A 22,450-nucleotide genomic window follows, 5' to 3' on the forward strand; every position below is an offset into this window, starting at 1 on the left:
GTTATGCGCTTGACGGCGGTCGAACCGAAAACAGGGTCCGTGGACCCAGGTTGGACTCGCAGCTTCATCCACTGGGGCGGTGGATTTTCATGGCCCTGCTGGTCGGCGGCCTGGCTTATGCGGGCGTCAGCGTCGCGACCGATACGGCGCGGGTTGGCGAGCCTCTGGCGATCGGTGTCTTCGCCTTTCTCGGGTTGGCGCTGCTGATCGCGCTGGGCTTCGAGTTCGTCAACGGGTTCCACGATACCGCCAATGCGGTGGCGACGGTGATCTACACCCATTCCATGCCCGCGCCGCTGGCGGTGGTGTGGTCGGGCATCTTCAATTTTCTGGGCGTGGTGACGTCCAGCGGTGCGGTCGCCTATTCGATTATCACCCTGCTGCCCATCGACCTGATGCTGCATGTCGGTTCGGCCGGGGGCTTTGCGATGATATTCGCGCTCCTCCTGGCGGCGGTGCTGTGGAATCTGGCGACCTGGGCCGCCGGACTGCCCAATTCGTCAAGCCATGCCCTGATCGGATCGATCCTGGGCGTCGGGCTCGCCAACCAGCTTTTGTCGGACGTTCCGGGTGCATCTGGCGTCGACATGGTGCAGGTCCAGAAGGTGCTCTCCGCCCTGTTGTTCAGCCCATTGATCGGTTTCACGGGCGCCCTGATGTTGCTTCTGCTCATGAAGCGCTTCCTGAAGGACCGGCGTCTCTACCAGGAACCGGTGGGTGAAGCCCCGCCGCCGCGCGGCATCCGCGCCCTGCTGATCTTCACCTGCACCGCGGTCAGCTTCGCGCATGGCGGCAATGACGGGCAAAAGGGGATGGGCCTGATCATGCTGATCCTGATCGGCTGCGCTCCCACAGCCTATGCCCTCAATCGGACGCTGCCCGAAAGCGCGATGCCCGCCTTCGTGCGGAGCGCGCAGGTCGCTTCGTCCGCCTATGCCGCGCATGGCACTGGCTTTGCCATGCGCGTGGACGAAGCCCGCGCCATCGTGGTGCGGGGCGTTCGTACCAAGGCGATCGACGAGGCACAGGTCTATGAAGGGCTTTCGGTGCTGTCGCGCGATATCGGGCAGCGGATCGACAATTACGGCGCGTTGAGCCGCGTTCCCTCTGCGGTCGTCCCCAATCTGCGCAACGACATGTATCTGGTACTCGACACCACGCGCATGGTGACCAAGGACGAGGGGGCAAAGAAGCGCTTCACGGCGGCCGAGATCGACTCGCTCGGCCGCTATGCCGGGGAATTGGAGCGAGGCACGCGCTACATACCGCTGTGGGTCAAGGTGACCGTCGCGCTGGCCCTGGGACTGGGCACCATGATCGGATGGCGTCGGATCGTGGTGACGGTGGGCGAACGGATCGGCAAGCGCCATCTGACCTATGGCATGGGCGCCGCCGCCGAACTGATGACGGCCGCAACCATCCTGCTCGCGGATCAACTGGGGCGGCCGGTGTCGACCACGCATATCCTGTCATCGGGCGTGGCGGGGGCTTCGGTCGCCAACGGAGCGGGCCTTCAGGCGAGCACGATCCGTAACATGGCGCTGGCATGGGTGTTGACCCTGCCGGTCGCGATGCTGCTTTCGGGCACGCTCTACTGGCTGATGCTGGCCCTCACGCGGATGCTGGCGGCCTAGCGCTTTGATGGGGCATTCTTCAGGATCCGGCATCGCGTTGGGTCTTTACGAAACCGTATCGCTTCTGCACGAGCGGTCGCCATGACTCGATCCTCCGCCCCGTCGCACCGTCATATCCTGCTCGCCAGCCTGACCGGCACGGCGGTCGAATTCTATGACTTCTACATCTATGCCACGGCGGCGGCCCTGGTGTTCGGCCCCTTGTTCTTCCCGGCCTCATCACCGACCGCGCAATTGTTGCTGTCCTATGCCAGTTTCGGCCTGGCGTTCGTCGCGCGGCCGGTCGGAGCCGTCGCGTTCGGGCATTTCGGCGACCGGGTCGGGCGGAAGTCGACCCTGGTGGTCAGCCTGATGTTGATGGGCGGGTCGACGGTCGCCATCGCCTTCCTGCCGACCTATGCGCAGGCGGGTTGGATCGCGCCGCTGCTGCTGTGCATGGCGCGTCTGGGGCAGGGGCTGGGGCTTGGCGGCGAATGGGGCGGTGCGGCTCTTCTCGCGGTGGAGAACGCGCCACCCGGACGCCGGAACACCTGGGGCATGTTCCCGCCGCTGGGCGCGCCGGTGGGGTTCATCCTGGCCAATGGCTTTTTCCTGATCCTGGGCCTCGTCCTGACCGACGCCCAGTTCCGGGCATGGGGCTGGCGTCTGCCGTTCCTGGCGAGCGCCATCCTCGTCGTGCTCGGCCTGTGGGTTCGCCTTCGCCTGACCGAAACCCCCGACTTCACCGAGGCCAAGCAAAGCGAGTCGCTGCCGCGCGTGCCGATCGCTACCTTGCTTCAGAACCATGGTCGTGCGCTGCTGGCGGGGACAGGCGGTGTGATCGCCTGTTTCGCGATCTTCTATCTCGCGACCGCCTTTGCCCTGGGATATGGCACCACGACGCTGGGTTATCCGCGCGAAGCGTTTCTGGGCGTGCAGTTGGTGGCGATCCTGTTCCTGGCACTGGGCGTCGTGGTGTCGAGCGTGATGGCGGATCGCCGTGGCGCCACCGCGATGTTGGGGCTCGGCTTTGGTGGTTGTGCGCTGGTCGGCCTGGCGATGGGGCCGATGCTGGGGTCGGGTTCGCTGGCCCTGGTCTTCCTTTGGCTGGCGGTAGCGCTTTTCGTGATGGGATTTGCCTATGGCCCGCTCGGCGGCTGGTTGCCCGCGTTGTTCCCGGCGGGGGTGCGCTATACCGGCGTTTCGATGACCTTCAATCTGGGTGGCATCATCGGCGGCGCACTGGCCCCGATCGCCGCTCAGACCCTGACCGAGCGGGGCGGGCTGAACTGGGTCGGGGCCTATCTGGTCGCGGCGGGGCTGCTCAGCCTGGGCGGCCTTGCGCTGATGCGCGGGCGGGGCGTCGCTCAGCCCTGACGCAACAGCGTCAGCCGCGCCTTGCCGTGGACGCGGGAAGCGTCGATGACGAAGCCCGCCAGCGCAACCTCCTCCTGCTTGGCGGTTTCGATGCTGATCCAGGTGCCCGCGCCGATCCAGCCGAGCCGGGCCAGCTTGTCGAGTGCCACCACCCCTGCGCCGGTTCCGTAGGGGGGGTCCATCAGGATCAGGTCCAGCGGCTGGCGTGCGGGCCCCAGCGCCATGACCGAAGCCGCGCGCACGTCGCCCGAGGCACCCAGCTTCTCCAGATTGGCGCGAAGCGCATCCAGTGCGCCGCGATCCTGCTCGACGAACAGGCAAGAAGCCGCTCCCCGCGATAGCGCCTCGATGCCGAGCGCCCCCGAACCGGCGAAGAAGTCACCAACCGCCAGCCCCTCGAAGTCCCCGAGCCGCGCGGTCAGCATCGAGAACAGCGCCTCGCGCGTGCGGTCCGCGGTCGGACGGGTCACATCGCCCTTGGGCGCCACGAGTGGGCGGCCCCGCCATTGTCCTGCGATCACGCGCATCAGCGACGGCCTCCCTGACGGCCGGAACGTCCGCCGCCACGGGGGCGTCCACCGGGCCCGTCCGGCGTCGATGTCGGCCTATTCCGGCCGGACGGAGATTGAGGGCCACGGACCGGCCGTCCGGTCCGTTCGCCGCGATCGTCGGAGCGACCGAAACCTTGGGCTTTTCCATCCCTGGCGAAAGGCTTGCCTTCTGGGCGAGCCCGGCCAGACCGCTCGTTCGTCGCGAAAGGTGATGGCGACCGGCCATCATCCAGGCGAGTCGAGCGCTGCCCCGTCGACATGGCCCGATCATCCGGCGCACCCTTGGAGTAAGGCTTCGCATCCTGTCGCGGACGCCCCGGACGATCCGTCTTGGCGAAGGGCGTGGATGACCGGCCGTCTTCGCGACGCAGCCGTTCGCCGCTCGGCTTCCGCTCCGGCGATCTGGGTCGGTCGCTCACGGCGTTGTGCGGCCGGCGAGTGGTTCCGCCTGCCGGAGCGTCCGTCGCGGTGCGCGCCGGGCGCTCGGCAGGCGTTCGGGCAGGGGGCGTGCGAAACCCGGGCTTCGGCTTGGCCGGCTTGATCGCATCGGCGGGAATCCCTCCGGCCAGCGTCTTGCGAAACTCGACGATATCCACGCCCCTGACCTCGCCAACCTCTCCCACGGGCAGTTCATCGAGCACGAACGGGCCATAGCGAAGACGGATCAGGCGACTGACCTGGAGGCCCAGATGTTCCAGCACGCGGCGAACTTCGCGGTTCTTGCCCTCGCGCAGGGTCATCTCGATCCAGACATTGGCACCGGTGCGACGTTCCAGATTGGCGTCGATCTGACCATAGCGCACGCCGTCGATCTCGATGCCGTGGATCAGTTCCTCGAGTTGGGCCTGTGACACGTCGCCATAGGCCCGGGCACGATAGGTCCGCTCGACCCCGGTTGCGGGCAGTTCAAGCTGACGCTTGAAACCGCCATCGGTGGTCAGCAGCAACAGGCCTTCGGTATTCAGGTCGAGCCGCCCCACGGGCACGACACGCGGCAATCCGGCAGGCAGCCGATCATAGATGGTCGGCCGCCCCTTGGGATCGCGCTCCGTCACCAACAGGCCATTGGGCTTGTGGTACAGGAACAGCCGGGTGGGCTCCGGCGCGGCGACCGGCTGGCCATCGACGGTCACGCCGTCGAGCGAACTCAACAGTGTCGCAGGGGTGTCGATCGCCACGCCGTTGAGCGCGATCCGCCCCTCGGCGATCATCCGTTCGACTTCCCGGCGCGAGGCGACTCCGGCACGGGCGAGCAGCTTGGCGATACGTTGTTCAGGTGTCATGGTCGCCGCTGATACATAGGGTAGGGGCCAAAGGAAAATAATTGCGTCGTTTCTCTCGGACAAAGCGTTACGCGGAGACAACGGGCAGGGAAGACGGACCTAAAACGGGATGAGACTCTTCGGGCGAAAGAAGCGGCAGATCGAGAAGCTGCTGGTAGTCGAAGACGAACCTTTGGTCGCGTTCGACACCGAGCATGTGCTGACCGATGCCGATTACGAGGTGGTCGCGACCGTCGACCGCGTCAGCAAGGCCGTTGCGCTGATCGAAAGCGGGGTCGCCATCGATCTCGTACTGGCCGATGTCCGGCTGGCCGATGGCAGTGGGCTGGACGTGGCGCGGGCTGCCCAGGCTCGTCAGATCCCGGTGCTGTTCCTGACTGGCACGCCGCCCGATGAGGCCAATGGCCTGGCCGAGGGGATATTGATGAAGCCCTATGCCCCTCGCGAGCTTCTCGGCGCGATCATGGTCGTCGAGGAGCGCCGGACCGGCAAGGTTCCTGCTCGGCTTCCCTCCGGTTTCCGGCTTCTGGCGGGAATCTGATCGGGGCCATCACCACTCACGTCCCGACATGACGGCGGCATTGCCCCTGCCAAGGAAGCTCTTTACCGTACCTGCGATACGCACAAAAGGGACAGGTTGAGTATGGCGAGTGGTCGGTGGGTGGATGGTGTGCGACCCTATGTGGAATCGGCACCGCTTGCATCGCTGGCGCTTGGCATTTCCTCCGCCTTTCCGCTGACCATGATCAACGCCACGCTCGCCAGTCGTCTGGCCGAGGCGGGCATCGAGAAGAAAAGCGTCACCGCCTTTGCACTCGTCATCCTGGCCTATAATTTCAAATGGCTATGGGCGTGGATCGTGGAGGGCGTGAAGATTCCGCTGCTTCACCGGTTCGGCCAGCGCGTGTCGTGGCTGTTCGTCGTCGCCGCCCTGGTCTGCGCCGCGGCCGTTGGGCTGGGGCTGTCCGATCCCACGGTTTCCCTGGCCCAGACCGCGATGGCGGCGATCCTCCTCGGTATCGCGGGGGCTACGTTCGACATCGTGATCGACGCCTATCGCATCGAACTGCTCGAACCTCGGCAACTGGGCGTCGGCGCAGGGATGGGGCAATATGGCTGGCGGATCGGATCGGCGCTGGTCGCCTCCATGGCGCTGTTCATCGCCGCGCGAGGTGGGTGGAGCATGGCCTATATCGCCAGTTGCGCCTTCGCCCTTCCGGCCCTGTTGACCGCACTGGTGATGGGCGAGCCCAAGCGCCATGCAGAGATCACCACCAAGCGCCCCACCGAGGGCGTCGTGCGCGCGGTGGTGGGGCCGTTCGCGGAATTCTTCCGCCGCGAGGGCGCGATCATCGTGCTGGCCTTCATCCTGCTGCACAAGATCGGCGATACGCTCGCCAACCTGACCTTTCGGCTGCTGTTCAACGACCTGGGGTTCAGCAAGGACGAGATCGCGCTGTATGATGTCGGCGTCGGCTTCTGGGCACTTCTGGTCGGCGTCTTTGTCGGCGGCATCCTCTATGCCCGGCTGGGGATGAAGCGCTCGGTGTTGATAAGCCTTGTTCTGATGGCGATCTCCAACCTGTCCTTTGCGGGACTGGCGGCGGCGGGGCATTCCAACTGGGGAATGGCGGGTGCGATCGGGTTCGAGAATTTCTCGAGCGGTATCGGCGGCGTCACCGTCGTTGCCTATTTCTCGGCCCTTACCGACCTGCGCTTCACCGCGGCACAATATGCGTTGATCTCGGCGGCCTCCAGCGTGGTCGGGCGCATCCTGAGCGGGACGACCGCGGGGGCGTTGGTCGAGCGGTTCGGCTATGTGGACTTCTACCTGTTCACCACGGTCGTCGCACTGCCCGGTGTCGCGCTGTTCTGGTGGATGGCGCGATCGGGGCTGGTCGATCGCTCGATCGGCAGCGCGGGCGTCGAGGGCGAGGGGGACGCCCGCACCGACCAGCCGATCAGTAGCTGATCGGCCGCCCCTCATCGGCAAAGGCCGCGCTAGCCGCGGCGGCACTCGCCAGCACGCCGTCGACCCGCCGCACCCCGAGCAGGTCCGACATCAGGAAGCGCGCCTTGTCCGGCGCCGTCTCCATCTGCGCCAGGATGGTCATCAACGCGGCTTCGGCGGCGGTCATCCGCGCGCAGCAGCACGGTGCGATCGCGATCTGTCCCGAGGCGTGCGAAGCGAGATCGGCCATCAGCGCGCGCATGAGGACCAGCGGCCGCCGGAAATCCTGTCCGAAGACGGTGAACAGCGTGTGTGCGGCGCGCGCATCGGCCAGGCCATGCGCCCCCATGCGCCGGATGGCGAACAGAGCGATCCGCGCATGCGGGCAGGCCGGCAGGACATGCGGCAGGGTGGTGGCGAGGGTGGTCGTTTCGGCCATCGGCGGGACTCCGTGATTGCCCGCCCATGCTAAAGCTGCGCTATTGATAGTCAATCGCAAATAAGCGCTACTCAGCCTTCGGTTCGTCGCATCATTGCGGCTCTTCGGCATTAGACGCCAACACCTGCCCGGCCAGGTAGAGCGAACCGGCGATCAGCGTGCGGACCGGACGATCGAAACGCGCCGCGATCTGCGACAGCGCGGCGGCGGGATCGGCGGCGGCGAGAGAATCGCATCCCATGGCACGGACCTGCGCGGCCAGGGCCTCGGGCGGGTGACAGGCATGATCGGGCACAGGCACCGTCACGACGAGATCCACCATCGATGCCAGCTTGGCCAAGACGGGCTCTGCCTCCTTGTTCGCCAGCATTCCCAGCACCAAGGCTGATGGCCCTTCCTTCCGCCAGTTGGCCATGGCCTGCGCAATGGGCACCGCGGCGGAAGGATTATGGGCACCGTCCAGCCAGCACTCGCTTCCCTCGGGCAACAGATTGGTCAACGGCCCGGTCGCGAGCCGCTGCATCCGGGCGGGCCAATGCGCGCCGGTCGCGGCGGCCTTCAGTGCGTACTGGGGCAGCATGACGGCCTTCTGGTGGCGCAGCATGGCGACGGCCAATGCCAGATTGCGGGCCTGATGGACGCCGGACAGGGCAGGCCGGGGGAGGCGAAGCGTGCCGTATCCATCTTCATAGGTCACTCCGCGCGCATCCGCCCGACTGAACCACGCCTCGCCGCGTGCGAGGACGCGGGCATCGGCGGCATCCGCCATGGCGCCGATTGCAACGCGCAGGGTACGTGAATAATCCATCGTGACCAGTGGCGTGCCCCGCTTGGCGATCCCGGCCTTTTCCCTCGCAATGCCGGTCAGGCTGCGCCCCAGAAAAGCCTCGTGGTCGATCCCGAGTGCGGCGATGCCGCAGACGGCCGGTGGAGGCAGGACGTTGGTCGCGTCGAGCCGCCCGCCGAGCCCGACCTCGATGATCGCCGCGTCGGCGGGATTGCGCGCAAAGCATAGAAAGGCGGCCGCTGTCGTCACCTCGAAGAAACTGGCGCCGATGCCCTCGGCCTGACCCAGCACTTCGTCGAGAATCGTCGCCAGCGATGAATCGTCGATCAGACGACCGGCGATGCGGATCCGCTCGTTGAAGCGGACGAGATGGGGACTGGAATAGACATGGACACTTCGGCCCGACGCCTCGATCGCCGCACGCAGGAAGGCGCAGGTCGATCCCTTGCCGTTGGTCCCCGCCACATGAAACACCGGAGGCAGAGCATTGTGCGGATTGCCGAGCCGGGAAAGCAGCGTCGTGATCCGTTCCAGCCCAAGAACATCCGCGCCCGGCGATAGCGACCATAGCCGGTCAAGCTGCGCCTGCACGGCGGGGTTTTGCGAACGGGCATGATCGGGCATCGGCCGGTCTCTTCAAACGGAATGAAAAGAGGCGGACCTTTCGGCCCGCCCCTCCAGGCCGCCCGCGCGTCAAAAGGGACGCGGGGCGTGAGCAGGGACGAATCAGGCCGCCTGACGGGCCGCCGTCAGATAGCCGATCACCGTCGCCAGCCGATCGCGCAGGGCATGACGGTGAACGACCATGTCCAGCATGCCATGATCGAGATAATATTCCGACGTCTGGAAATCCTCGGGCAGCTTTTCGCGGATCGTGCTTTCGATCACGCGACGTCCGGTAAAGGCCAGCGTCGCCTTGGGCTCGGCGATCTGGACATCCCCCAGCATGGCATAGGCGGCCATGACGCCGCCCGAGGTCGGGTCGGTCAGTACGACAATGTACGGCAGGCCCGCATCGTGCAGCATCTGAATCGCGACCGTGGTGCGCGGCATCTGCATCAGGCTGAGAATGCCTTCCTGCATGCGCGCACCGCCTGAGGCTGTGAAGATGACGTAGGGGCTGTTGTCGGCGATCGCCGCCTCGACGCCGCGAACAAAGGCTTCGCCCACGGCGAGGCCCATCGATCCGCCCATGAAGGCGAAGTCCTGAACCCCGACCACGACCTTGTGACCATGGATCGTGCCGCGCGCGTTGATCAGCGCATCCGCCTCGCCCTGTCCGGTACGCGCCGCCTTCAGGCGATCGGCATAGCGCTTGGAATCGCGGAACTTCAGCGGATCCTCAGGGACCTTGGGCGCGGGCAGTTCGGTGCAGCTTCCCTCGTCGAACAACTGGCGGAAACGCAACTTCGGACCGATGCGATCATGGTGATCGCATTTCGGGCAGACGTTCAGATTGTCTTCCAGCTCCTTGGTGAAGACCATCTGCCCGCACCCCTTGCACTTGTGCCACAGATTGTCGGGCGTCTCCCGCTTGGTGACAAAGGGGATGACGTTGCGGACGCTGTTGAGCCAGCTCATGCGAGTTCCTTGCGCGCGTCGGCCAGGGCCGACGACAGAGTTTGTATATAGGACCGGACGGGCGCGGGCGCATCGGCGCCATGCTGGCCCACCAGATCGACAATGGCGGAGCCGACGACGACCCCGTCAGCGACCCGGCCGATCGCCGCCGCCTGTTCGGGCGTGCGAACGCCGAAGCCCACCGCGACGGGCAGCGCGGTCGCTGCCTTCAGCCGGGCCACCGCATCCTCGATCGAGGACTGGGCGGCCTGCTGCTGTCCCGTGATCCCAGCGACCGAGACGTAGTAGAGGAAACCATTCGCCCCAGCCAGAATGGTCGGCAGGCGCTGGGCATCGCTGGTCGGCGTCGCCAAGCGGATGAGCGCGATGCCCTCCGCGCGGAGCGCCACGCCCAACGCGTCGTCCTCCTCGGCGGGCACATCGACGCAGATCACGCCGTCCACGCCAGCTTCGGCGGCAGCCCTTGCGAACCATTCAGGACCGCGCACCGTCATCGGATTGGCATAGCCCATCAGGACGAGCGGCACGTCCGGGTGACGCGCGCGGAAGGACGATGCGATCGCCAGCACATCGGCGGTCCGCGTGCCTGCCGCCAGACTGCGCAGATTGGCCTTCTGGATCGCCGGCCCGTCGGCCATCGGATCGGTGAAGGGCATTCCCAGTTCGATCAGGTCCGCGCCGCCCTCGACGAGCGCGTCGAGGATCGCCGCCGTATCGCCCGGCGTGGGATCGCCCGCCGTGACGAAAGTCACGAGCGCAGCGCGCCCCGCCTGTTGGCAGCGAGCGAAGCTATCGGCGATCCGGCTCACATCTTCACTCCCATCGCGTCGGCAACGGTGAAGATGTCCTTGTCACCGCGGCCCGAGATATTGACGAGCGCGATCTGATCGCGGTCCATCATCGGCGCGCGCTTGATGAGACCGGCCAATGCGTGGCTGCTCTCCAGCGCCGGGATGATCCCTTCGATCTTGCAGCAAAGCTGGAACGCCTCAAGTGCCTCGGTATCGGTGATGCCCTCATAGACCACGCGGCCGGTATCGTTCAGCCAGCTATGCTCCGGGCCGATGCCCGGATAGTCGAGCCCGGCCGAGATCGAATGCGCCTCGGTGATCTGGCCATCCTCGTCCTGGAGCAGATAGGTCTTGTTGCCGTGCAGGATGCCGGGCTTTCCGCCGGTCAGGCTGGCGGCGTGCTGGGTGGTGGACAGCCCATGGCCGGCTGCCTCGATCCCCAGCATCTGCACCTCGGGATCGTCGAGGAAGGGATGGAAAAGGCCGATCGCGTTCGATCCGCCGCCGACCGCCGCGACGAGCAGATCGGGCAGGCGGCCCTCGGCCTCGAGCATCTGCGCGCGCGATTCGGTGCCGATCACCGACTGGAAATCGCGGACCATCTCTGGATAGGGATGCGGCCCCGCTGCGGTGCCGATGATGTAGAAGGTGTCGTGGACGTTCGCGACCCAGTCGCGCAGCGCCTCGTTCATCGCGTCCTTCAGCGTCTGCGCGCCCGACGTCACCGGACGGACCTCAGCGCCGAGCAGCTTCATGCGGAACACGTTCGGCGCCTGCCGCTCGATATCGCGCGCACCCATGAAGATGGTGCAGGGCAGGCCGAAACGCGCGGCGACGGTCGCGGTCGCGACGCCGTGCTGGCCCGCGCCCGTCTCCGCGATGATCCGGGTCTTGCCCATCCGCTTGGCGAGCAGGATCTGGCCGATGCAGTTGTTGATCTTGTGCGCGCCGGTGTGGTTCAGTTCCTCGCGCTTGAAATAGACCTTCGGGCCCTTGCCCTCCGGCGCATTTTCGCGGAGCAGTTCGGTCATCCGTTCCGCATAATACATCGGGCTGGGCCGACCGACATAATGGGTCATCAGACCGTCGAACTCGGCGGCGAAGGCCGGATCGGTCTTGGCTGCGCGATATTCACGCTCCAGATCGAGGATGAGCGGCATCAGCGTCTCGGCGACGTAGCGGCCGCCATAGTCGCCGAAATGGCCCCGCTCGTCAGGCTGGGCGCGGAAGGAATTGGGCGCGTTCATCTCGTTTCCCTTGGTCGTATGGCGGGGTGGCCCCTGCCAACGATCCTGTCACTGATTTGTCGCAACGGCTTTAAGGAACGCGGCGATCTTGTCCATATCCTTGACGCCTGGTGCGCTTTCGACGCCCGAAGACACGTCCACCAGTCGCGCGCCCGTCCGCCGGATCGCCTCGCCCACATTACCGGCATCCAGCCCGCCGGACAAAGCCCAGCGTAATGGATGACGCGCGCCATCGAGGAGGCTCCAGTCAAAACGCAGGCCCATGCCGCCGGGCAGCGAGGCGTCGTCGGGCGTCTTGGCGTCGTAGAGGACAAGGCTCGCCGCCCCCGCATAGTCGCGCGCCTTCTCGACATCTTCGCGGACCTTGACCGCGACGGCGGCCCAGACTTCCCGGTCGAACCTTGCGCGGATCGCCGCCACGCGGGCGGGCGTGGTGCGGTGAAGCTGGATCGCGTCCAGCATGCCCGCGCGCACCGCGGCTTCCAGCAACTGGTCGTCGGGATCGACGAAAACACCCACTCGCCGGACATGGTCGGGCACTCGCCCGGCCAGCCCCGCTGCCATGTCGAAGGTCAGGTGCCGGGGGGAGGCCGGAAAGAAGACGAAACCGACATGGCTCGCCCCGCCGCCCAGCGCGGCGTCGAGCGTGGCGGGCGTCGTCAAACCGCAAATCTTGGCAGTGATGGGCATGGCCGTTTCCCGGATGGGAGGGGGACGAAGATCGTCAGAGAGTGGCGGCGATCGCCCGTGCCGCCGCATCGGGATCATCCGCCTGCGTGATCGGGCGGCCGATGACCAGGATCGACGCACCGGCGTCGAGTGCCGCGCGCGGCGTCACGACCCGCTTCTGGTCGCCGACCGGACCATCGGCCGGGCGTACGCCGGGGACGACGAAGAAGCCTTTCGGCCACGCCTTGCGAACCGCGCCGACCTCCGCGCCGGAGCAGACGATGCCATCGACACCCGCTTCCGCCGCAAGGTCGGCCAGACGCCGGACATGATCGGCGGGCGAGCCGGTCACGCCGGTATCCGACAGGTCGTTGGCGTCGAGGCTGGTCAGCATGGTCACGGCGACCACCTTGGTCCCGGTCGGCGCGGCGGCCTTGGCATCTTCCAGCATCGCGCGTCCCCCGGCGGCATGGACCGTCAGGATGGCGGGGGCGATCGGTCCCAGCGACTGCACCGCCTTGGCCACGGTGTTGGGGATGTCGTGCAGCTTCAGGTCGAGGAAGATGGGCAAGCCGATATGCGCCATTTCCCGCACACCACCCGCACCATGCGCGCAGAAGAACTCAAGTCCGAGCTTCAGCCCGCCGACATGATGGCGCACCTTCTGAGCCAGGGCATGCGCGCGGGCCAGGTCGGGGGTATCGATGGCGACGTAGATGCGGTTGCTCATGAGGGGCTCAGACCGTGGGTTGGGTGATGATGGCGGATTCGGCCGGTGCGGCATAGGCCACGGGTTCGGCAGTCGCGGCGGCGAGTGCGCGTTCGGCCGCGCTCAATCGCTGGCGAAGCCGCCAACGCGCGGCATGCTGCCAGATCAGGGTGGGGATCAGGCCAAGCAGGAAGGTCAGGAACAGCAGCAGCGGCAGATTGACGTCCGCGACGAGGCCGCCGACCAGCCGGATCGGCACGGTCGTCCAGTTCCCCAGCGTGAAGGCCGCGGCCAGAAAGGCCAGCAGGCACCAGAACAGCATTTTCAGGAACTGCATGCGTTTCTCCGCGTAACCGTGCTCGCGCCCGGCACCATGGGGCCGGGCATCGCTCGCGCCTCGCGGTCTAGCGGCCTTGTCCCGGCATGACCAGCCTTCAGCCGATCTCGCGTCGTAACGAGGCGATCAGGGGAGCAATCGCGGTCAGGCGCTCCTCTTCCTCATCGAGGATCGCCACGAAGGCACGCCGCTTGAAGGCCGCCACCGCCCCGGGTTTCAGCCGGATGGTCGCGGGCAGGGTCGAAATGATGATGTCGATCATCCGCTCCGCCCCGTGCAGCCGTCCCCAGAGATAGTCGTTCTCGCGATAGCTGCGGCTGAAGAACGCGCCGAAGGTCAGGAACTGGATACCCTTCAGCGTCGCCTCTGCGCCGCCCGCCCGGATCGCGGTCGCGTCGTCAGGCGAGATGCGGTCGACCTTGATCGGATCGAACTCGTCCAGCCCTTCGCCCTGGAGCAGCGGCAATGTCGCAACGTCGAAATAGGCAAAGCCAAGATAGGCCAGCAACAGGGTACGCCGTGTCGCCCGAGGAAGTCCCGCAAAAGCCGCCGCAAGCCGTGCGTCGGTTTCGCCGTCCAGCCGGATCAGGTCCAGCCTGGCCGCCAGTCGATCGATCAGCGGCCCGGCATCGTCTCGGTTGGCGCGGATATCGGCGGCTAGTTCGACATGCGCGGAGCCGTGCTGTCGCTCCAGAAATCCGGCCAGCGATTCGTAGATAGCATCGCGGACCGGCGACAGTTGCGCCTCCGAATGGTCTGCCTCCAATTCGGTCAGCCGCCGCGCGAGCAATCGCAATCGACGGATGCGATAGCCCAGATCGAAGGCGCGCAGAAAGTTTCTCGCCCCCGGGGTAGCGCCGCCGGTGAAGCCGATCGGATCGCCCTCCGCGCTTCGCTGTGCGACGGCCCGTTCGACTGCGGCGCGCAGCCGGCTACGCTGCTGCTGCCCGTCATCGCCGGCAGCCTCCGCCAGGATCGTCGCGATCGCATCGATGACATTGGCCAGCTTCAGGTGACCATAGGCGCCATAGCTGAACCCCGCCTTGGCGGCGGAGGCGGCCTGGGCACGCACGCGCCATGATGCGAGACGCGGGGCGGTGGGGCGATCGAGGAAGAAGGTGCCGCCGAAAAGCTGCTCGATTTCCTGCTCGACCTCCTCGCGGATCGCGGCGACGATCGCCTGCATCCGATCGATCCGCCCGGACCGTGCGGCGATCGCTTCCAGATTGTCGCGGATCGGCTGTTGCCGGGGCAGTTCACTGATCGCGCCGATGATCGTCTGGAAGAAGCCGGGATGGCCGCCGCCGCCGGGCAGGCGGAAATGCATCCCCGGGAAGGGGTCGATATAGACGAAGCGGCGATCGATCTGTCGCCGTGCGGGACGACGGCCCAGCGCATCGATGGCCGGGCGGAAGGGCGCGTTGACCAGCACCGATCCGTCGATCAGCACCGCCTTGTCCGCTGCGCCTGCCGCATGATGGCGCGGCAGGACCCGGCGAAGAAACGCATCGCGCGTCTGCCACGCTTCGTTCCGCGTGGCGAGCACGCGGTCCAGTTCCGCGACCGTGAAGGGGGGGAAGGCGCCGGGGAAGCTGGACGTGGCGCGCGCGGCGAAGACCAGTTCGGGCACCGCCGCCAGCCGACCATCGCCATGGTCGGTGAAGTCCACCACCATGCGGTGCTCGGTCTCCACGACTTCTCCCGGCGAATGGAGGCGCAGGCGCTGGGGCTGGCCGGTGAAGTCCGTGACCGTCACGAACAGGTCGAGCGGCTGGCCGGGTGGGAGCAGACGCTTGCCCAATGGGGCGGCCGCCATCCGGTCGAACGCCTCCAGCAGCTTGGTCGTGAAATCATCGGCGGAGAAGGGCGGCTCGAACCAGCGCGACCGGACGAGGTGGCCGACCTTGCGGCGCACTTCCTCCCGCGTGTCCTCATCCAGCGCGGCCAGATTGTCACCGCTGCGCCCTGCGGCCATCCAGGCGATGGGCAGCGCCCACATCTTGGAAAAGCGCGAGGTCGGGGCAGCATCGGGGGCGATCAGCGATTCGATATCCGCGGCGTCCAGCCACAAATCGGTCAGGGGATCGAGTGATTGCCCAGTGGACAGCGCCTGGCTGAGGAAGATGCCGTTGATCCCGCCCGCGCTGGCTCCTGCGATGATGTCGGCCAGCACCCGAACCCGCACGCCGCCGCGTTCCTCCATCTCGGCAAGCAGGTCGTGATAGACGGCATCGACCGCAGAGGCTGGCGCATCCCCTTCATGCGAGGCGCGGCTGGCGCGCACGACGCGCCAAATCTCCTTGGTGATGCCGTGCATATAGACGGCCAGGCTGATCCCGCCATAGCAGACCAGCGCCAGCCGCAGTTCCTTTTCCCGCATCAGCGGCGACCGATCGTCGCCCAGATGGGCAGGTGATCCGAAGCTTTGCGCGACGTCGGAGAGGCATGGACGCCGCAGGTCGCGATATGCAGTTCGGGCGAGACCATGATGCGATCCAGCCGTCCGATCGGCCTGCGAGCGTGGAAGCTCGGCCCCGTTTCCGCAAAAGCGAAATCACGGGCGAAGTCGCGCAGGCATCCCGCGGCTCGTGTCCATTCGTTCAAATCGCCCATCATCACCGTCGGATGATGGTGGGTGCAGGCGGTCAGATGGGACAGGATCGTCGCCGCCTGCCGCCGCCGCCACAGTCCCGACAGATCCAGGTGCATGCCGACAATCCGCAGCATCCCCGCCCTGGTGCGTAGATCGGCCATCACGGCTCCGCGCGGCTCCAGCGAGGGCAGGTGGATCGCCTCGAAATCCACCACCTCGATCGTCTTGCGCACCAGGATCGTGTTGCCATGCCAGCCCAGCGAACGGGCCTTCATGCCATAGACCACCGGCTTCCAATCGCTGTGATCGTCCAACAGGTGAAGCGGGATAACGCCCTCACGCTCGCCGAAGCGGCGATCTGCCTCCTGAAGTGCGATGATGTCGGCATCGACCTCGCGCAGGACATCGAGAATCCGGTCGGGACTGCGGCGGCGATCGGCGCCGATGCCTTTGCGGATATTGTAACTGGCGACCTTGATCATTCCGCCACTGTAACGCCCATCGTTCAAAATGGTGCCGTTCATCGGTCGTCGATCAAGGACTATGGTGCCGGATGAGGGGATCGAACCCCCGACCTTCGGTTTACAAAACCGCTGCACTACCGCTGTGCTAATCCGGCATCGCCGCTCCCCTAGCGTCAACACACGCCAAAGGTCCAGCCCTCCGTTTGTGCGATAAGCGGCGAAAGGCCCGACGGATGCCAGAGACAGGGGCGATCGACGGCGCGGCGCAACCAAGCGGCGGTGACGATGGCATCGGTGCTGTGATCGTCATAGGAGTCCAGCGCGGCATGGGGACGACTGTCCAGATGGGACAGCGCCTCATCCAGCGACGTCGCGTCGCGAATCTTGCTCCGCCCGCGCGGACGCCCCGCATCGCGCGCGGCGATGGCGGTATAGATTTCGACGATCACTGCCCCCTTGGACGGTACCGGATCGAACGGCCATATCGCGACATGCCCCGACAGACGATGGAGCAGCCGCATCCCCGCAAAGCTCGCCTTGGCCACTTGCGAGGCACCGATCGCGTCATAGACGGTGGACGGCTTGCGCGCTCCGTCAGCGGCGATTTCGCACTGCCGCCAGTGAAGGAAGTCGGCCTTTCGCCCATCGGCCGCGCCGAAATAGAAATGACGGCCACGTCGTTCCTCCAGGAAGCTGCGCGCGCCCAGATCGGGATCGTCGCAACTCTGTTCGACATGGCGCCACAAGGCGCGGGCGTCGGCCGTGGGTGGATCGCCGGGCAGATGGGCACCGCGCCCGACAAAGGGGGCGGAGAAGCTGAAGTCGAAACCGATCAGCAGCGGCTCTTCGGCCCGATCGCGTAACCAGCGCGCGACCGCCTCGCGCGACCAGAATCGCTCCGGCGGCGGCACCAAGGTCGGCGAATCCTCGCCGGTGCGGCACTGCGCCATGCGGATGCCCCTGTGTGCGACGCCCTGTGCCCCGGACCAGTCGATCGCGACGAAACCGGAGAAACGATCAGCCGCGATGGGCGTCACGCGCCTCGCCTTCCTGCAGAGCCCGGCGGCGCTCGTCCCACCACGCCATGCGCTCGGCGATGCGCTTTTCCAGCCCCCGTCCCGACGGTTCGTAAAGTGGCTGGGGCGACAGTTCGTCGGGCCAGTAATTGGCCCCCGAAAAGCCCCCCTCGGCATCATGGTCATATTGATATCCCGCGCCATAGCCGATCTGCTTCATCAACTTGGTTGGTGCATTCAGGATATTGGCGGGGGGCATCAGCGAGCCCGTCTCCTTCGCCACCCGCCAGGCCTGCTTTTGTGCCTTATAGGCGGCGTTGGACTTGGGCGCGGTCGCGCAATAGAGACAAGCCTGGACAATCGCCAATTCCCCCTCGGGTGATCCGAGGAACTCATAGGCATCCTTGGCCGCCAGACACTGGGTCAGAGCCTGCGGGTCGGCCAGGCCGATATCCTCGATCGCTGCGCGGGTCAGGCGACGCAGCACATAGAGCGGTTCCTCGCCCGCGGTCAGCATCCGCGCCAGATAATAGAGCGCCGCCTGTGGATCGGAGCCGCGGATCGATTTGTGAAGCGCGGAGATCAGGTTGTAATGCCCCTCGCGGTCCTTGTCGTACACCGCGACCCGACGCTGGAGGAACGTCGACAGACCGGCGGCGTCGAGCGGTTCGGGCAGGTCGACCGAGAAGAGCGTCTCCGCCTGGTTCAACAGGAACCGGCCATCGCCGTCGGCACTGGCGATCAGGGCGTCGCGTGCGCCGGGTCGCAGGGGCAGGGGGCGCTCCATCTCGACCTCGGCACGGTCCAGCAATTGTTCGAGCGCGGTCTGTCCCAATCGGTGGAGAATCAGGACTTGTGCACGGCTGAGCAAGGCGGCGTTGAGTTCGAACGAAGGATTTTCCGTCGTCGCGCCGACCAGGGTGACCGTACCATCCTCGACAAAGGGCAGGAAGCCATCCTGTTGCGCGCGGTTGAACCTGTGAATCTCGTCCACGAACAACAATGTGCGTTGGCCCGCCCGTGCATGATCGCGGGCCTCGGCAAAGACCTTCTTCAGATCGGCGACACCGGAAAACACGGCCGATATCGCCGCATAGCGTAGTCCCACCGCAGCGGCGAGCAGCCGCGCAATCGTCGTCTTGCCCGTGCCCGGCGGCCCCCAGAGGATCATCGAAGACAACCGCCCGGCGGCGACCATCCGACCGATCGCACCCTCCGGCCCGGTCAGATGATCCTGTCCCACCACATCGCTCAGCGTTTCAGGGCGAAGCCGATCGGCCAGCGGCGCATTTGCCGACACGGGGGACGGGGCGGGGGCGGGGTCCATGCCCGCAAACAGATCGGCCATGACGGCCATGTAGGATACGCGAACGGTATCGTCACCCTCACATATGAAGATATATCTAAGACGGTCTTGACTGTCCGAGATTAAGATATATCTTGAGTGCATCACGATAAGGATGTGAAGGACAAATCATGTTTCGCTTTTCCCATGGCGGCGGTCGCCACCATCACACTTCCCGACACGCCACCCGTCCCGAGATGGATGTCGAGCGGTTCTTTCATTGGATCGAGCGGCTGAACGACGGCGATACGCGCCGTCGGGGCGGAGGACGCAGCCGGCGCATGTTCGACGGTGGGGAGCTGCGCCTCGTGCTCCTCAAGCTGATCGCCGACGAACCACGGCACGGCTACGACCTGATCCGCGAGATCGAGACGATGACCGGCGGCGCCTACGCGCCCAGCCCCGGCGTCATCTATCCGACGATCACGCTTCTCGACGAAATGGGCTTTATCGAGGAGCAGCAGTCCGCCGGTTCCAAGAAGCGTTTCGCGGTGACCGAGCAGGGCCGGACCCATCTTTCCGAAAATGCGGAACAGGTCGATGCCCTGATCGCCCGTTTGCTGGCTTTGGGCGAGCAGCGCGAGCGGGTCGACGCCGCGCCGATCCGGCGCGCGATGGGGGGATTGAAGATGGCTCTCGGCGAGCGCTTCGGACGTGGTAATGCGTCGCAGGACATGATGCACGAGGTCGCGGCGATGATCGATGAACTTGCCCAGAAAGTGGAGCGCATGAAATGAGCATTTCGGTCGCACGCGTACCGACCCTGTCGGCCAGCCGTTATCTCCAGCAACTCGCCAAGCACTGGAGCCACAAGATGGAGGTCAGCTTTACGCCGGAGGAGGGGACAATCGTCTTCCCCAACGGATCGAAGCTGGAAATGCGCGCGGACAGCGAGATGCTAGACGTCGTGCTGTCCGTGCCGGAGGACGGGGATACGGCCCGTATGCGCGAGGTTGTGTCGAGCCATCTCGACCGCTTCGCCTTTCGCGAGGCTCCTCTTACCTTCGACTGGCGCGAAGGCTGATGTTTCAGGGACGATCCTCGAACAACGCCCCATAGGCGTCCAGCATGGCATCGTTGACCTTGTCCCAACGGTAATCGGCGACGCGGGCCTGCCCCGCATCGCTGAACCGGCGGCGGAGATCGGGGTCGGTCGCGATCCGCTGCAGGGCATCGGCATAGCCGGCGATGTCGCGGGCCGGCACCAGGAAGCCTGTCTTGCCGTCCGCGACCAGATCCATCGCACCCGTGGCATTCGCCGCCACGACCGGCACGCCGGCCGCCATCGCCTCGGTCGTCACGTTGCCGAATGTCTCGGTGACGCTGGGGTTGAAGAAGATGTCCATCGACGCCACGGCCCGCCCCAGATCGTCACCCGTCTGGTACCCCGCGAAGATCGCATCCGGTGTCGCCCGCGCGAACCAGTCCTGCGCAGGCCCCTTGCCGACGATCAGGACCTTGTGCGCGACCCCGCGACGCCGCAGTTCCGCCAGCACCTCGGCAAAGACGTCGAGCCCCTTCTCCTTGACCAACCGGCCGAGGAACCCGATCGCGACCTCATGATCAGCGATGCCCAGCGATCGACGCCATTCCAGGCTACGCCGCGACGGCTGGAAGCGATCATGGTCGATGCCGCGAGACCAGATGCTCATCGGCGGCGTCACCCCCCAACCACGTAAGAGCGCGATCATGCTGGGGCTCGGCGCGACGATCCGGTCGAATTTGTTATAGAAACGGGTCAGCAGCCGGACGATCATCGGCTCCAGGAAGCCCAGGCCATAATAGGCCGGATAGGTTTCGAACCGGGTATGCACCGACGCGATCGAGGCGACCTGATGCTCGCGCGCCCAGCGCACCGCCGCATGGCCCAGAAACTCGGGCGCCGAGACATGGACGATGTTCGGCGCGAAGTCCTCCAGATCGCGGCGCGTATTCGCAGGGAGGCCGCGGCCCAGCCGATAATCGGCGCGGAAGGGCAGGGGGATGGCGGGCACGTCGACCAGGTCGCCGACCGGGGGGAAGGCGGGGGTCGAGGAGGTCGGCGAGTAGACGCGCACCGCGACGCCCCGTTCCAGCAGGTGTCCGACCAGCAGGTTCAGGCTCTGGTTCGCGCCGTCGCGCGTGTAATTATAATTGCCGCTGAACAGGGCGACACGAAACTGGTCTGGGGTCATGGAATCCGCCCCATAGCGGGCGGCGAGCATGATGACCACTCCCGCCGGCACGCGCCGTCTCTGTTCCATTTTCGTTCCAGTGGCGCTAGAGCGTGGTCATGGCCAAGATCCAGAAGCGTTATGTCTGCCAATCCTGTGGCTCGGTATCCTCGCGCTGGCAGGGGCAGTGCCCGGACTGTTCCGAGTGGAACACCATGCTGGAAGAGGCGCCGGTCCAGGTCACGCCCTTCGCCGCCAAGCATAACCTCCAGGGGGGAGGGCGTGCGATCCAGCTCGTCGGGCTGGATGCCGATATCCCGCTGCCCGACCGGATGGCCACCGGCATCGCTGAACTGGACCGCGCGCTGGGCGGTGGTTTCGTCGAGGGTTCGGCGACCCTGATCGGCGGCGATCCCGGAATCGGCAAGTCGACCCTGTTGCTACAGGCCGCGGCGAAGCTTGCCATGGCGGGGCGGCCGGTCGCCTATGTTTCGGGCGAAGAGGCCGCGGATCAGGTCCGGTTGCGCGCGCGTCGGCTGGGGCTGGGGCAGGCGCCGGTGCGGCTCGCGGCGGCGACGTCGGTCCGCGACATCCTGACGACTTTGTCGCTCGGCACGCCGCCTGCGCTGCTAATCATCGACTCGATCCAGACAATGCATTCCGACCTGATCGAGGGTGCGCCCGGCACGGTCAGCCAGGTGCGCGCGTCGGGCCAGGAACTGATCCGCTTCGCCAAGGAACGGGGTACGGCCGTCGTGCTGGTCGGACACGTCACCAAGGACGGCTCGATCGCGGGCCCGCGCGTGCTCGAACATATGGTCGACACGGTGCTGGCCTTCGAGGGCGAGCGTAGCCATCAATATCGTATCCTGCGGGCGATCAAGAACCGTTTCGGCGGCACCGACGAGATCGGCGTCTTCGCCATGCAGACCGAGGGCCTGAGCGAGGTGGGCAATCCCTCCTCTCTGTTCCTGACCAACCGCGAAGAGGGCGTGACCGGCGCGACGGTCTTTCCCGCGCTGGAGGGAACGCGTCCGGTTCTGGTCGAGATTCAGGCGCTGACCGTGCGCCTGGCCTCGGGTGCGACGCCGCGGCGGGCGGTGGTCGGCTGGGATACGGGGCGGCTGGCGATGATCCTGGCGGTGCTGGAGGCACGGTGCGGGCTCAGTTTCTCATCGGCGGAAGTCTATCTGAACATCGCCGGGGGGTACCGGGTGCAGGATCCGGCCGCCGATCTGGCCGTTGCCGCCGCGCTGATCTCCGCTCTGTCGGAGCGGCCGGTGTCTTCGAGTGCGGTGGTCTTCGGCGAGATCGCCTTGTCGGGCGAAATCCGTTCGGTCGCGCATGGGCCCCTCCGGCTGAAGGAGGCGGGCAAGCTGGGCTTCGAGCGGGCGATGCTCCCGCGATCCATGGCGGGTGACGAGGGCGGGCTGAGCATGACCGGGTTCCGCACGCTGGCCGAGTTCGTTGACCATATGCTGGGGCGGGGGTAGCGAGGGACCGACGCGAACATGCCCGCCACATGCCCCCTTGGCGGTCATGGC

General features: G+C 66.2%; 22 protein-coding genes and 1 tRNA gene. 7 read left to right on the forward strand and 16 right to left on the reverse strand.

Translation table 11 applies throughout. The annotated features are described in order from the left end of the window. Positions 1-89 precede the first annotated feature (89 nt). The gene (locus ABDV78_RS00495) at positions 90-1,634 is read left to right on the forward strand and encodes an inorganic phosphate transporter (RefSeq protein WP_343525177.1); all 1,545 of its coding nucleotides are present in this window, start codon (positions 90-92) and stop codon (positions 1,632-1,634) included. A gap of 81 nt (positions 1,635-1,715) precedes the next feature. Beyond that, positions 1,716-2,990: an MFS transporter gene (locus tag ABDV78_RS00500; RefSeq protein ID WP_343525178.1), complete on the forward strand. Its 1,275-nt coding sequence runs from the start codon at positions 1,716-1,718 to the stop codon at positions 2,988-2,990. On the opposite strand, the gene rsmD is transcribed toward ABDV78_RS00500, so the two are convergent. Next, positions 2,981-3,517 (reverse strand): 16S rRNA (guanine(966)-N(2))-methyltransferase RsmD, encoded by a 537-nt coding sequence (gene rsmD / locus ABDV78_RS00505; RefSeq protein WP_343525179.1) that lies wholly within the window; start codon positions 3,515-3,517, stop codon positions 2,981-2,983. The genes ABDV78_RS00500 and rsmD overlap by 10 nt on opposite strands. After that, positions 3,517-4,824 carry a pseudouridine synthase gene (locus ABDV78_RS00510; RefSeq protein WP_343525180.1) on the reverse strand — a complete coding sequence of 436 codons (1,308 nt, stop codon included), beginning with the start codon at positions 4,822-4,824 and terminating at the stop codon, positions 3,517-3,519. The genes rsmD and ABDV78_RS00510 overlap by 1 nt, the downstream gene beginning before the upstream one ends. 109 nt (positions 4,825-4,933) lie before the next feature. On the opposite strand from ABDV78_RS00510, the gene ABDV78_RS00515 reads away from it, so the two are divergent. Then, a complete protein-coding gene (locus tag ABDV78_RS00515) occupies positions 4,934-5,365 on the forward strand; it encodes a response regulator (RefSeq protein ID WP_343525181.1) in 432 nt (143 codons plus the stop codon). A gap of 102 nt (positions 5,366-5,467) precedes the next feature. After that, positions 5,468-6,796: an MFS transporter gene (locus ABDV78_RS00520; protein WP_343525182.1), complete on the forward strand. Its 1,329-nt coding sequence runs from the start codon at positions 5,468-5,470 to the stop codon at positions 6,794-6,796. Here the strand turns inward: ABDV78_RS00520 and ABDV78_RS00525 are convergent. From ABDV78_RS00525 to ABDV78_RS00585, 13 genes are all read right to left on the reverse strand, one after another. Continuing rightward, a complete protein-coding gene (locus ABDV78_RS00525; RefSeq protein WP_343525183.1) occupies positions 6,786-7,214 on the reverse strand; it encodes a DUF6628 family protein in 429 nt (142 codons plus the stop codon). The genes ABDV78_RS00520 and ABDV78_RS00525 overlap by 11 nt on opposite strands. Before the next feature lie 91 nt (positions 7,215-7,305). Next, on the reverse strand, positions 7,306-8,625 hold the full coding sequence (locus ABDV78_RS00530) for a folylpolyglutamate synthase/dihydrofolate synthase family protein (protein ID WP_343525184.1): 1,320 nt from the start codon (positions 8,623-8,625) through the stop codon (positions 7,306-7,308). A gap of 102 nt (positions 8,626-8,727) precedes the next feature. Then, a complete protein-coding gene (accD, locus tag ABDV78_RS00535) occupies positions 8,728-9,582 on the reverse strand; it encodes an acetyl-CoA carboxylase, carboxyltransferase subunit beta (protein WP_343525186.1) in 855 nt (284 codons plus the stop codon). After that, positions 9,579-10,391 carry a tryptophan synthase subunit alpha gene (gene trpA / locus ABDV78_RS00540; protein WP_343525188.1) on the reverse strand — a complete coding sequence of 271 codons (813 nt, stop codon included), beginning with the start codon at positions 10,389-10,391 and terminating at the stop codon, positions 9,579-9,581. The genes accD and trpA overlap by 4 nt, the downstream gene beginning before the upstream one ends. Further along, complete coding sequence (gene trpB, locus ABDV78_RS00545) at positions 10,388-11,620, reverse strand: tryptophan synthase subunit beta (protein ID WP_343525190.1); 1,233 nt, start codon at positions 11,618-11,620, stop codon at positions 10,388-10,390. Before trpB ends, trpA begins: the two co-directional genes overlap by 4 nt. A gap of 48 nt (positions 11,621-11,668) precedes the next feature. After that, positions 11,669-12,310, reverse strand: coding sequence for a phosphoribosylanthranilate isomerase (locus ABDV78_RS00550; protein ID WP_343525192.1), 642 nt, complete (start codon positions 12,308-12,310; stop codon positions 11,669-11,671). Positions 12,311-12,344: 34 nt separating this feature from the next. Continuing rightward, positions 12,345-13,019 carry an orotidine-5'-phosphate decarboxylase gene (gene pyrF / locus ABDV78_RS00555; protein ID WP_343525194.1) on the reverse strand — a complete coding sequence of 225 codons (675 nt, stop codon included), beginning with the start codon at positions 13,017-13,019 and terminating at the stop codon, positions 12,345-12,347. 7 nt (positions 13,020-13,026) lie between these two features. Then, complete coding sequence (locus ABDV78_RS00560) at positions 13,027-13,335, reverse strand: lipopolysaccharide assembly protein LapA domain-containing protein (protein WP_343525196.1); 309 nt, start codon at positions 13,333-13,335, stop codon at positions 13,027-13,029. Between the two features lie 97 nt (positions 13,336-13,432). Then, the gene (locus ABDV78_RS00565; RefSeq protein WP_343525198.1) at positions 13,433-15,715 is read right to left on the reverse strand and encodes a patatin-like protein; all 2,283 of its coding nucleotides are present in this window, start codon (positions 15,713-15,715) and stop codon (positions 13,433-13,435) included. Beyond that, the gene (locus ABDV78_RS00570) at positions 15,715-16,410 is read right to left on the reverse strand and encodes an endonuclease/exonuclease/phosphatase family protein (RefSeq protein ID WP_343525317.1); all 696 of its coding nucleotides are present in this window, start codon (positions 16,408-16,410) and stop codon (positions 15,715-15,717) included. Before ABDV78_RS00570 ends, ABDV78_RS00565 begins: the two co-directional genes overlap by 1 nt. A 62-nt stretch (positions 16,411-16,472) precedes the next feature. Continuing rightward, a tRNA-Thr gene (locus tag ABDV78_RS00575) sits at positions 16,473-16,547 on the reverse strand. Positions 16,548-16,565: 18 nt separating this feature from the next. Next, positions 16,566-17,429 (reverse strand): hypothetical protein, encoded by an 864-nt coding sequence (locus ABDV78_RS00580; protein ID WP_343525200.1) that lies wholly within the window; start codon positions 17,427-17,429, stop codon positions 16,566-16,568. Beyond that, the gene (locus tag ABDV78_RS00585; protein WP_343525202.1) at positions 17,410-18,756 is read right to left on the reverse strand and encodes a replication-associated recombination protein A; all 1,347 of its coding nucleotides are present in this window, start codon (positions 18,754-18,756) and stop codon (positions 17,410-17,412) included. Before ABDV78_RS00585 ends, ABDV78_RS00580 begins: the two co-directional genes overlap by 20 nt. 128 nt (positions 18,757-18,884) lie before the next feature. Between ABDV78_RS00585 and ABDV78_RS00590 the strand changes: the two genes are divergently transcribed. Beyond that, on the forward strand, positions 18,885-19,490 hold the full coding sequence (locus ABDV78_RS00590) for a PadR family transcriptional regulator (protein WP_343525203.1): 606 nt from the start codon (positions 18,885-18,887) through the stop codon (positions 19,488-19,490). Then, on the forward strand, positions 19,487-19,777 hold the full coding sequence (locus ABDV78_RS00595) for a DUF2218 domain-containing protein (RefSeq protein ID WP_343525205.1): 291 nt from the start codon (positions 19,487-19,489) through the stop codon (positions 19,775-19,777). The genes ABDV78_RS00590 and ABDV78_RS00595 overlap by 4 nt, the downstream gene beginning before the upstream one ends. A gap of 4 nt (positions 19,778-19,781) precedes the next feature. On the opposite strand, the gene ABDV78_RS00600 is transcribed toward ABDV78_RS00595, so the two are convergent. Beyond that, positions 19,782-20,927: a glycosyltransferase family 1 protein gene (locus tag ABDV78_RS00600; protein ID WP_343525318.1), complete on the reverse strand. Its 1,146-nt coding sequence runs from the start codon at positions 20,925-20,927 to the stop codon at positions 19,782-19,784. Between the two features lie 98 nt (positions 20,928-21,025). Between ABDV78_RS00600 and radA the strand changes: the two genes are divergently transcribed. Next, positions 21,026-22,399 carry a DNA repair protein RadA gene (gene radA, locus ABDV78_RS00605; protein ID WP_343525207.1) on the forward strand — a complete coding sequence of 458 codons (1,374 nt, stop codon included), beginning with the start codon at positions 21,026-21,028 and terminating at the stop codon, positions 22,397-22,399. The last annotated feature ends 51 nt before the right edge of the window (positions 22,400-22,450 follow it).

The organism is Sphingomonas sp., assembly GCF_039594485.1.
In the GTDB taxonomy this organism is placed as follows: domain Bacteria; phylum Pseudomonadota; class Alphaproteobacteria; order Sphingomonadales; family Sphingomonadaceae; genus Sphingomonas.

What these genes read in the sequence shown, in the direction of transcription:
- ABDV78_RS00495 (WP_343525177.1), top strand. Translation starts at nt 90, where the DNA reads ATGGCCCTGCTGGTCGGCGGCCTGGCTTATGCGGGCGTCAGCGTCGCG.
- ABDV78_RS00500 (WP_343525178.1), top strand. Translation starts at nt 1,716, where the DNA reads ATGACTCGATCCTCCGCCCCGTCGCACCGTCATATCCTGCTCGCCAGC.
- rsmD (WP_343525179.1), bottom strand. Translation starts at nt 3,517, where the DNA reads ATGCGCGTGATCGCAGGACAATGGCGGGGCCGCCCACTCGTGGCGCCC.
- ABDV78_RS00510 (WP_343525180.1), bottom strand. Translation starts at nt 4,824, where the DNA reads ATGACACCTGAACAACGTATCGCCAAGCTGCTCGCCCGTGCCGGAGTC.
- ABDV78_RS00515 (WP_343525181.1), top strand. Translation starts at nt 4,934, where the DNA reads ATGAGACTCTTCGGGCGAAAGAAGCGGCAGATCGAGAAGCTGCTGGTA.
- ABDV78_RS00520 (WP_343525182.1), top strand. Translation starts at nt 5,468, where the DNA reads ATGGCGAGTGGTCGGTGGGTGGATGGTGTGCGACCCTATGTGGAATCG.
- ABDV78_RS00525 (WP_343525183.1), bottom strand. Translation starts at nt 7,214, where the DNA reads ATGGCCGAAACGACCACCCTCGCCACCACCCTGCCGCATGTCCTGCCG.
- ABDV78_RS00530 (WP_343525184.1), bottom strand. Translation starts at nt 8,625, where the DNA reads ATGCCCGATCATGCCCGTTCGCAAAACCCCGCCGTGCAGGCGCAGCTT.
- accD (WP_343525186.1), bottom strand. Translation starts at nt 9,582, where the DNA reads ATGAGCTGGCTCAACAGCGTCCGCAACGTCATCCCCTTTGTCACCAAG.
- trpB (WP_343525190.1), bottom strand. Translation starts at nt 11,620, where the DNA reads ATGAACGCGCCCAATTCCTTCCGCGCCCAGCCTGACGAGCGGGGCCAT.
- ABDV78_RS00550 (WP_343525192.1), bottom strand. Translation starts at nt 12,310, where the DNA reads ATGCCCATCACTGCCAAGATTTGCGGTTTGACGACGCCCGCCACGCTC.
- pyrF (WP_343525194.1), bottom strand. Translation starts at nt 13,019, where the DNA reads ATGAGCAACCGCATCTACGTCGCCATCGATACCCCCGACCTGGCCCGC.
- ABDV78_RS00560 (WP_343525196.1), bottom strand. Translation starts at nt 13,335, where the DNA reads ATGCAGTTCCTGAAAATGCTGTTCTGGTGCCTGCTGGCCTTTCTGGCC.
- ABDV78_RS00565 (WP_343525198.1), bottom strand. Translation starts at nt 15,715, where the DNA reads ATGCGGGAAAAGGAACTGCGGCTGGCGCTGGTCTGCTATGGCGGGATC.
- ABDV78_RS00570 (WP_343525317.1), bottom strand. Translation starts at nt 16,410, where the DNA reads ATGATCAAGGTCGCCAGTTACAATATCCGCAAAGGCATCGGCGCCGAT.
- ABDV78_RS00585 (WP_343525202.1), bottom strand. Translation starts at nt 18,756, where the DNA reads ATGGCCGATCTGTTTGCGGGCATGGACCCCGCCCCCGCCCCGTCCCCC.
- ABDV78_RS00590 (WP_343525203.1), top strand. Translation starts at nt 18,885, where the DNA reads ATGTTTCGCTTTTCCCATGGCGGCGGTCGCCACCATCACACTTCCCGA.
- ABDV78_RS00595 (WP_343525205.1), top strand. Translation starts at nt 19,487, where the DNA reads ATGAGCATTTCGGTCGCACGCGTACCGACCCTGTCGGCCAGCCGTTAT.
- ABDV78_RS00600 (WP_343525318.1), bottom strand. Translation starts at nt 20,927, where the DNA reads ATGACCCCAGACCAGTTTCGTGTCGCCCTGTTCAGCGGCAATTATAAT.
- radA (WP_343525207.1), top strand. Translation starts at nt 21,026, where the DNA reads ATGGCCAAGATCCAGAAGCGTTATGTCTGCCAATCCTGTGGCTCGGTA.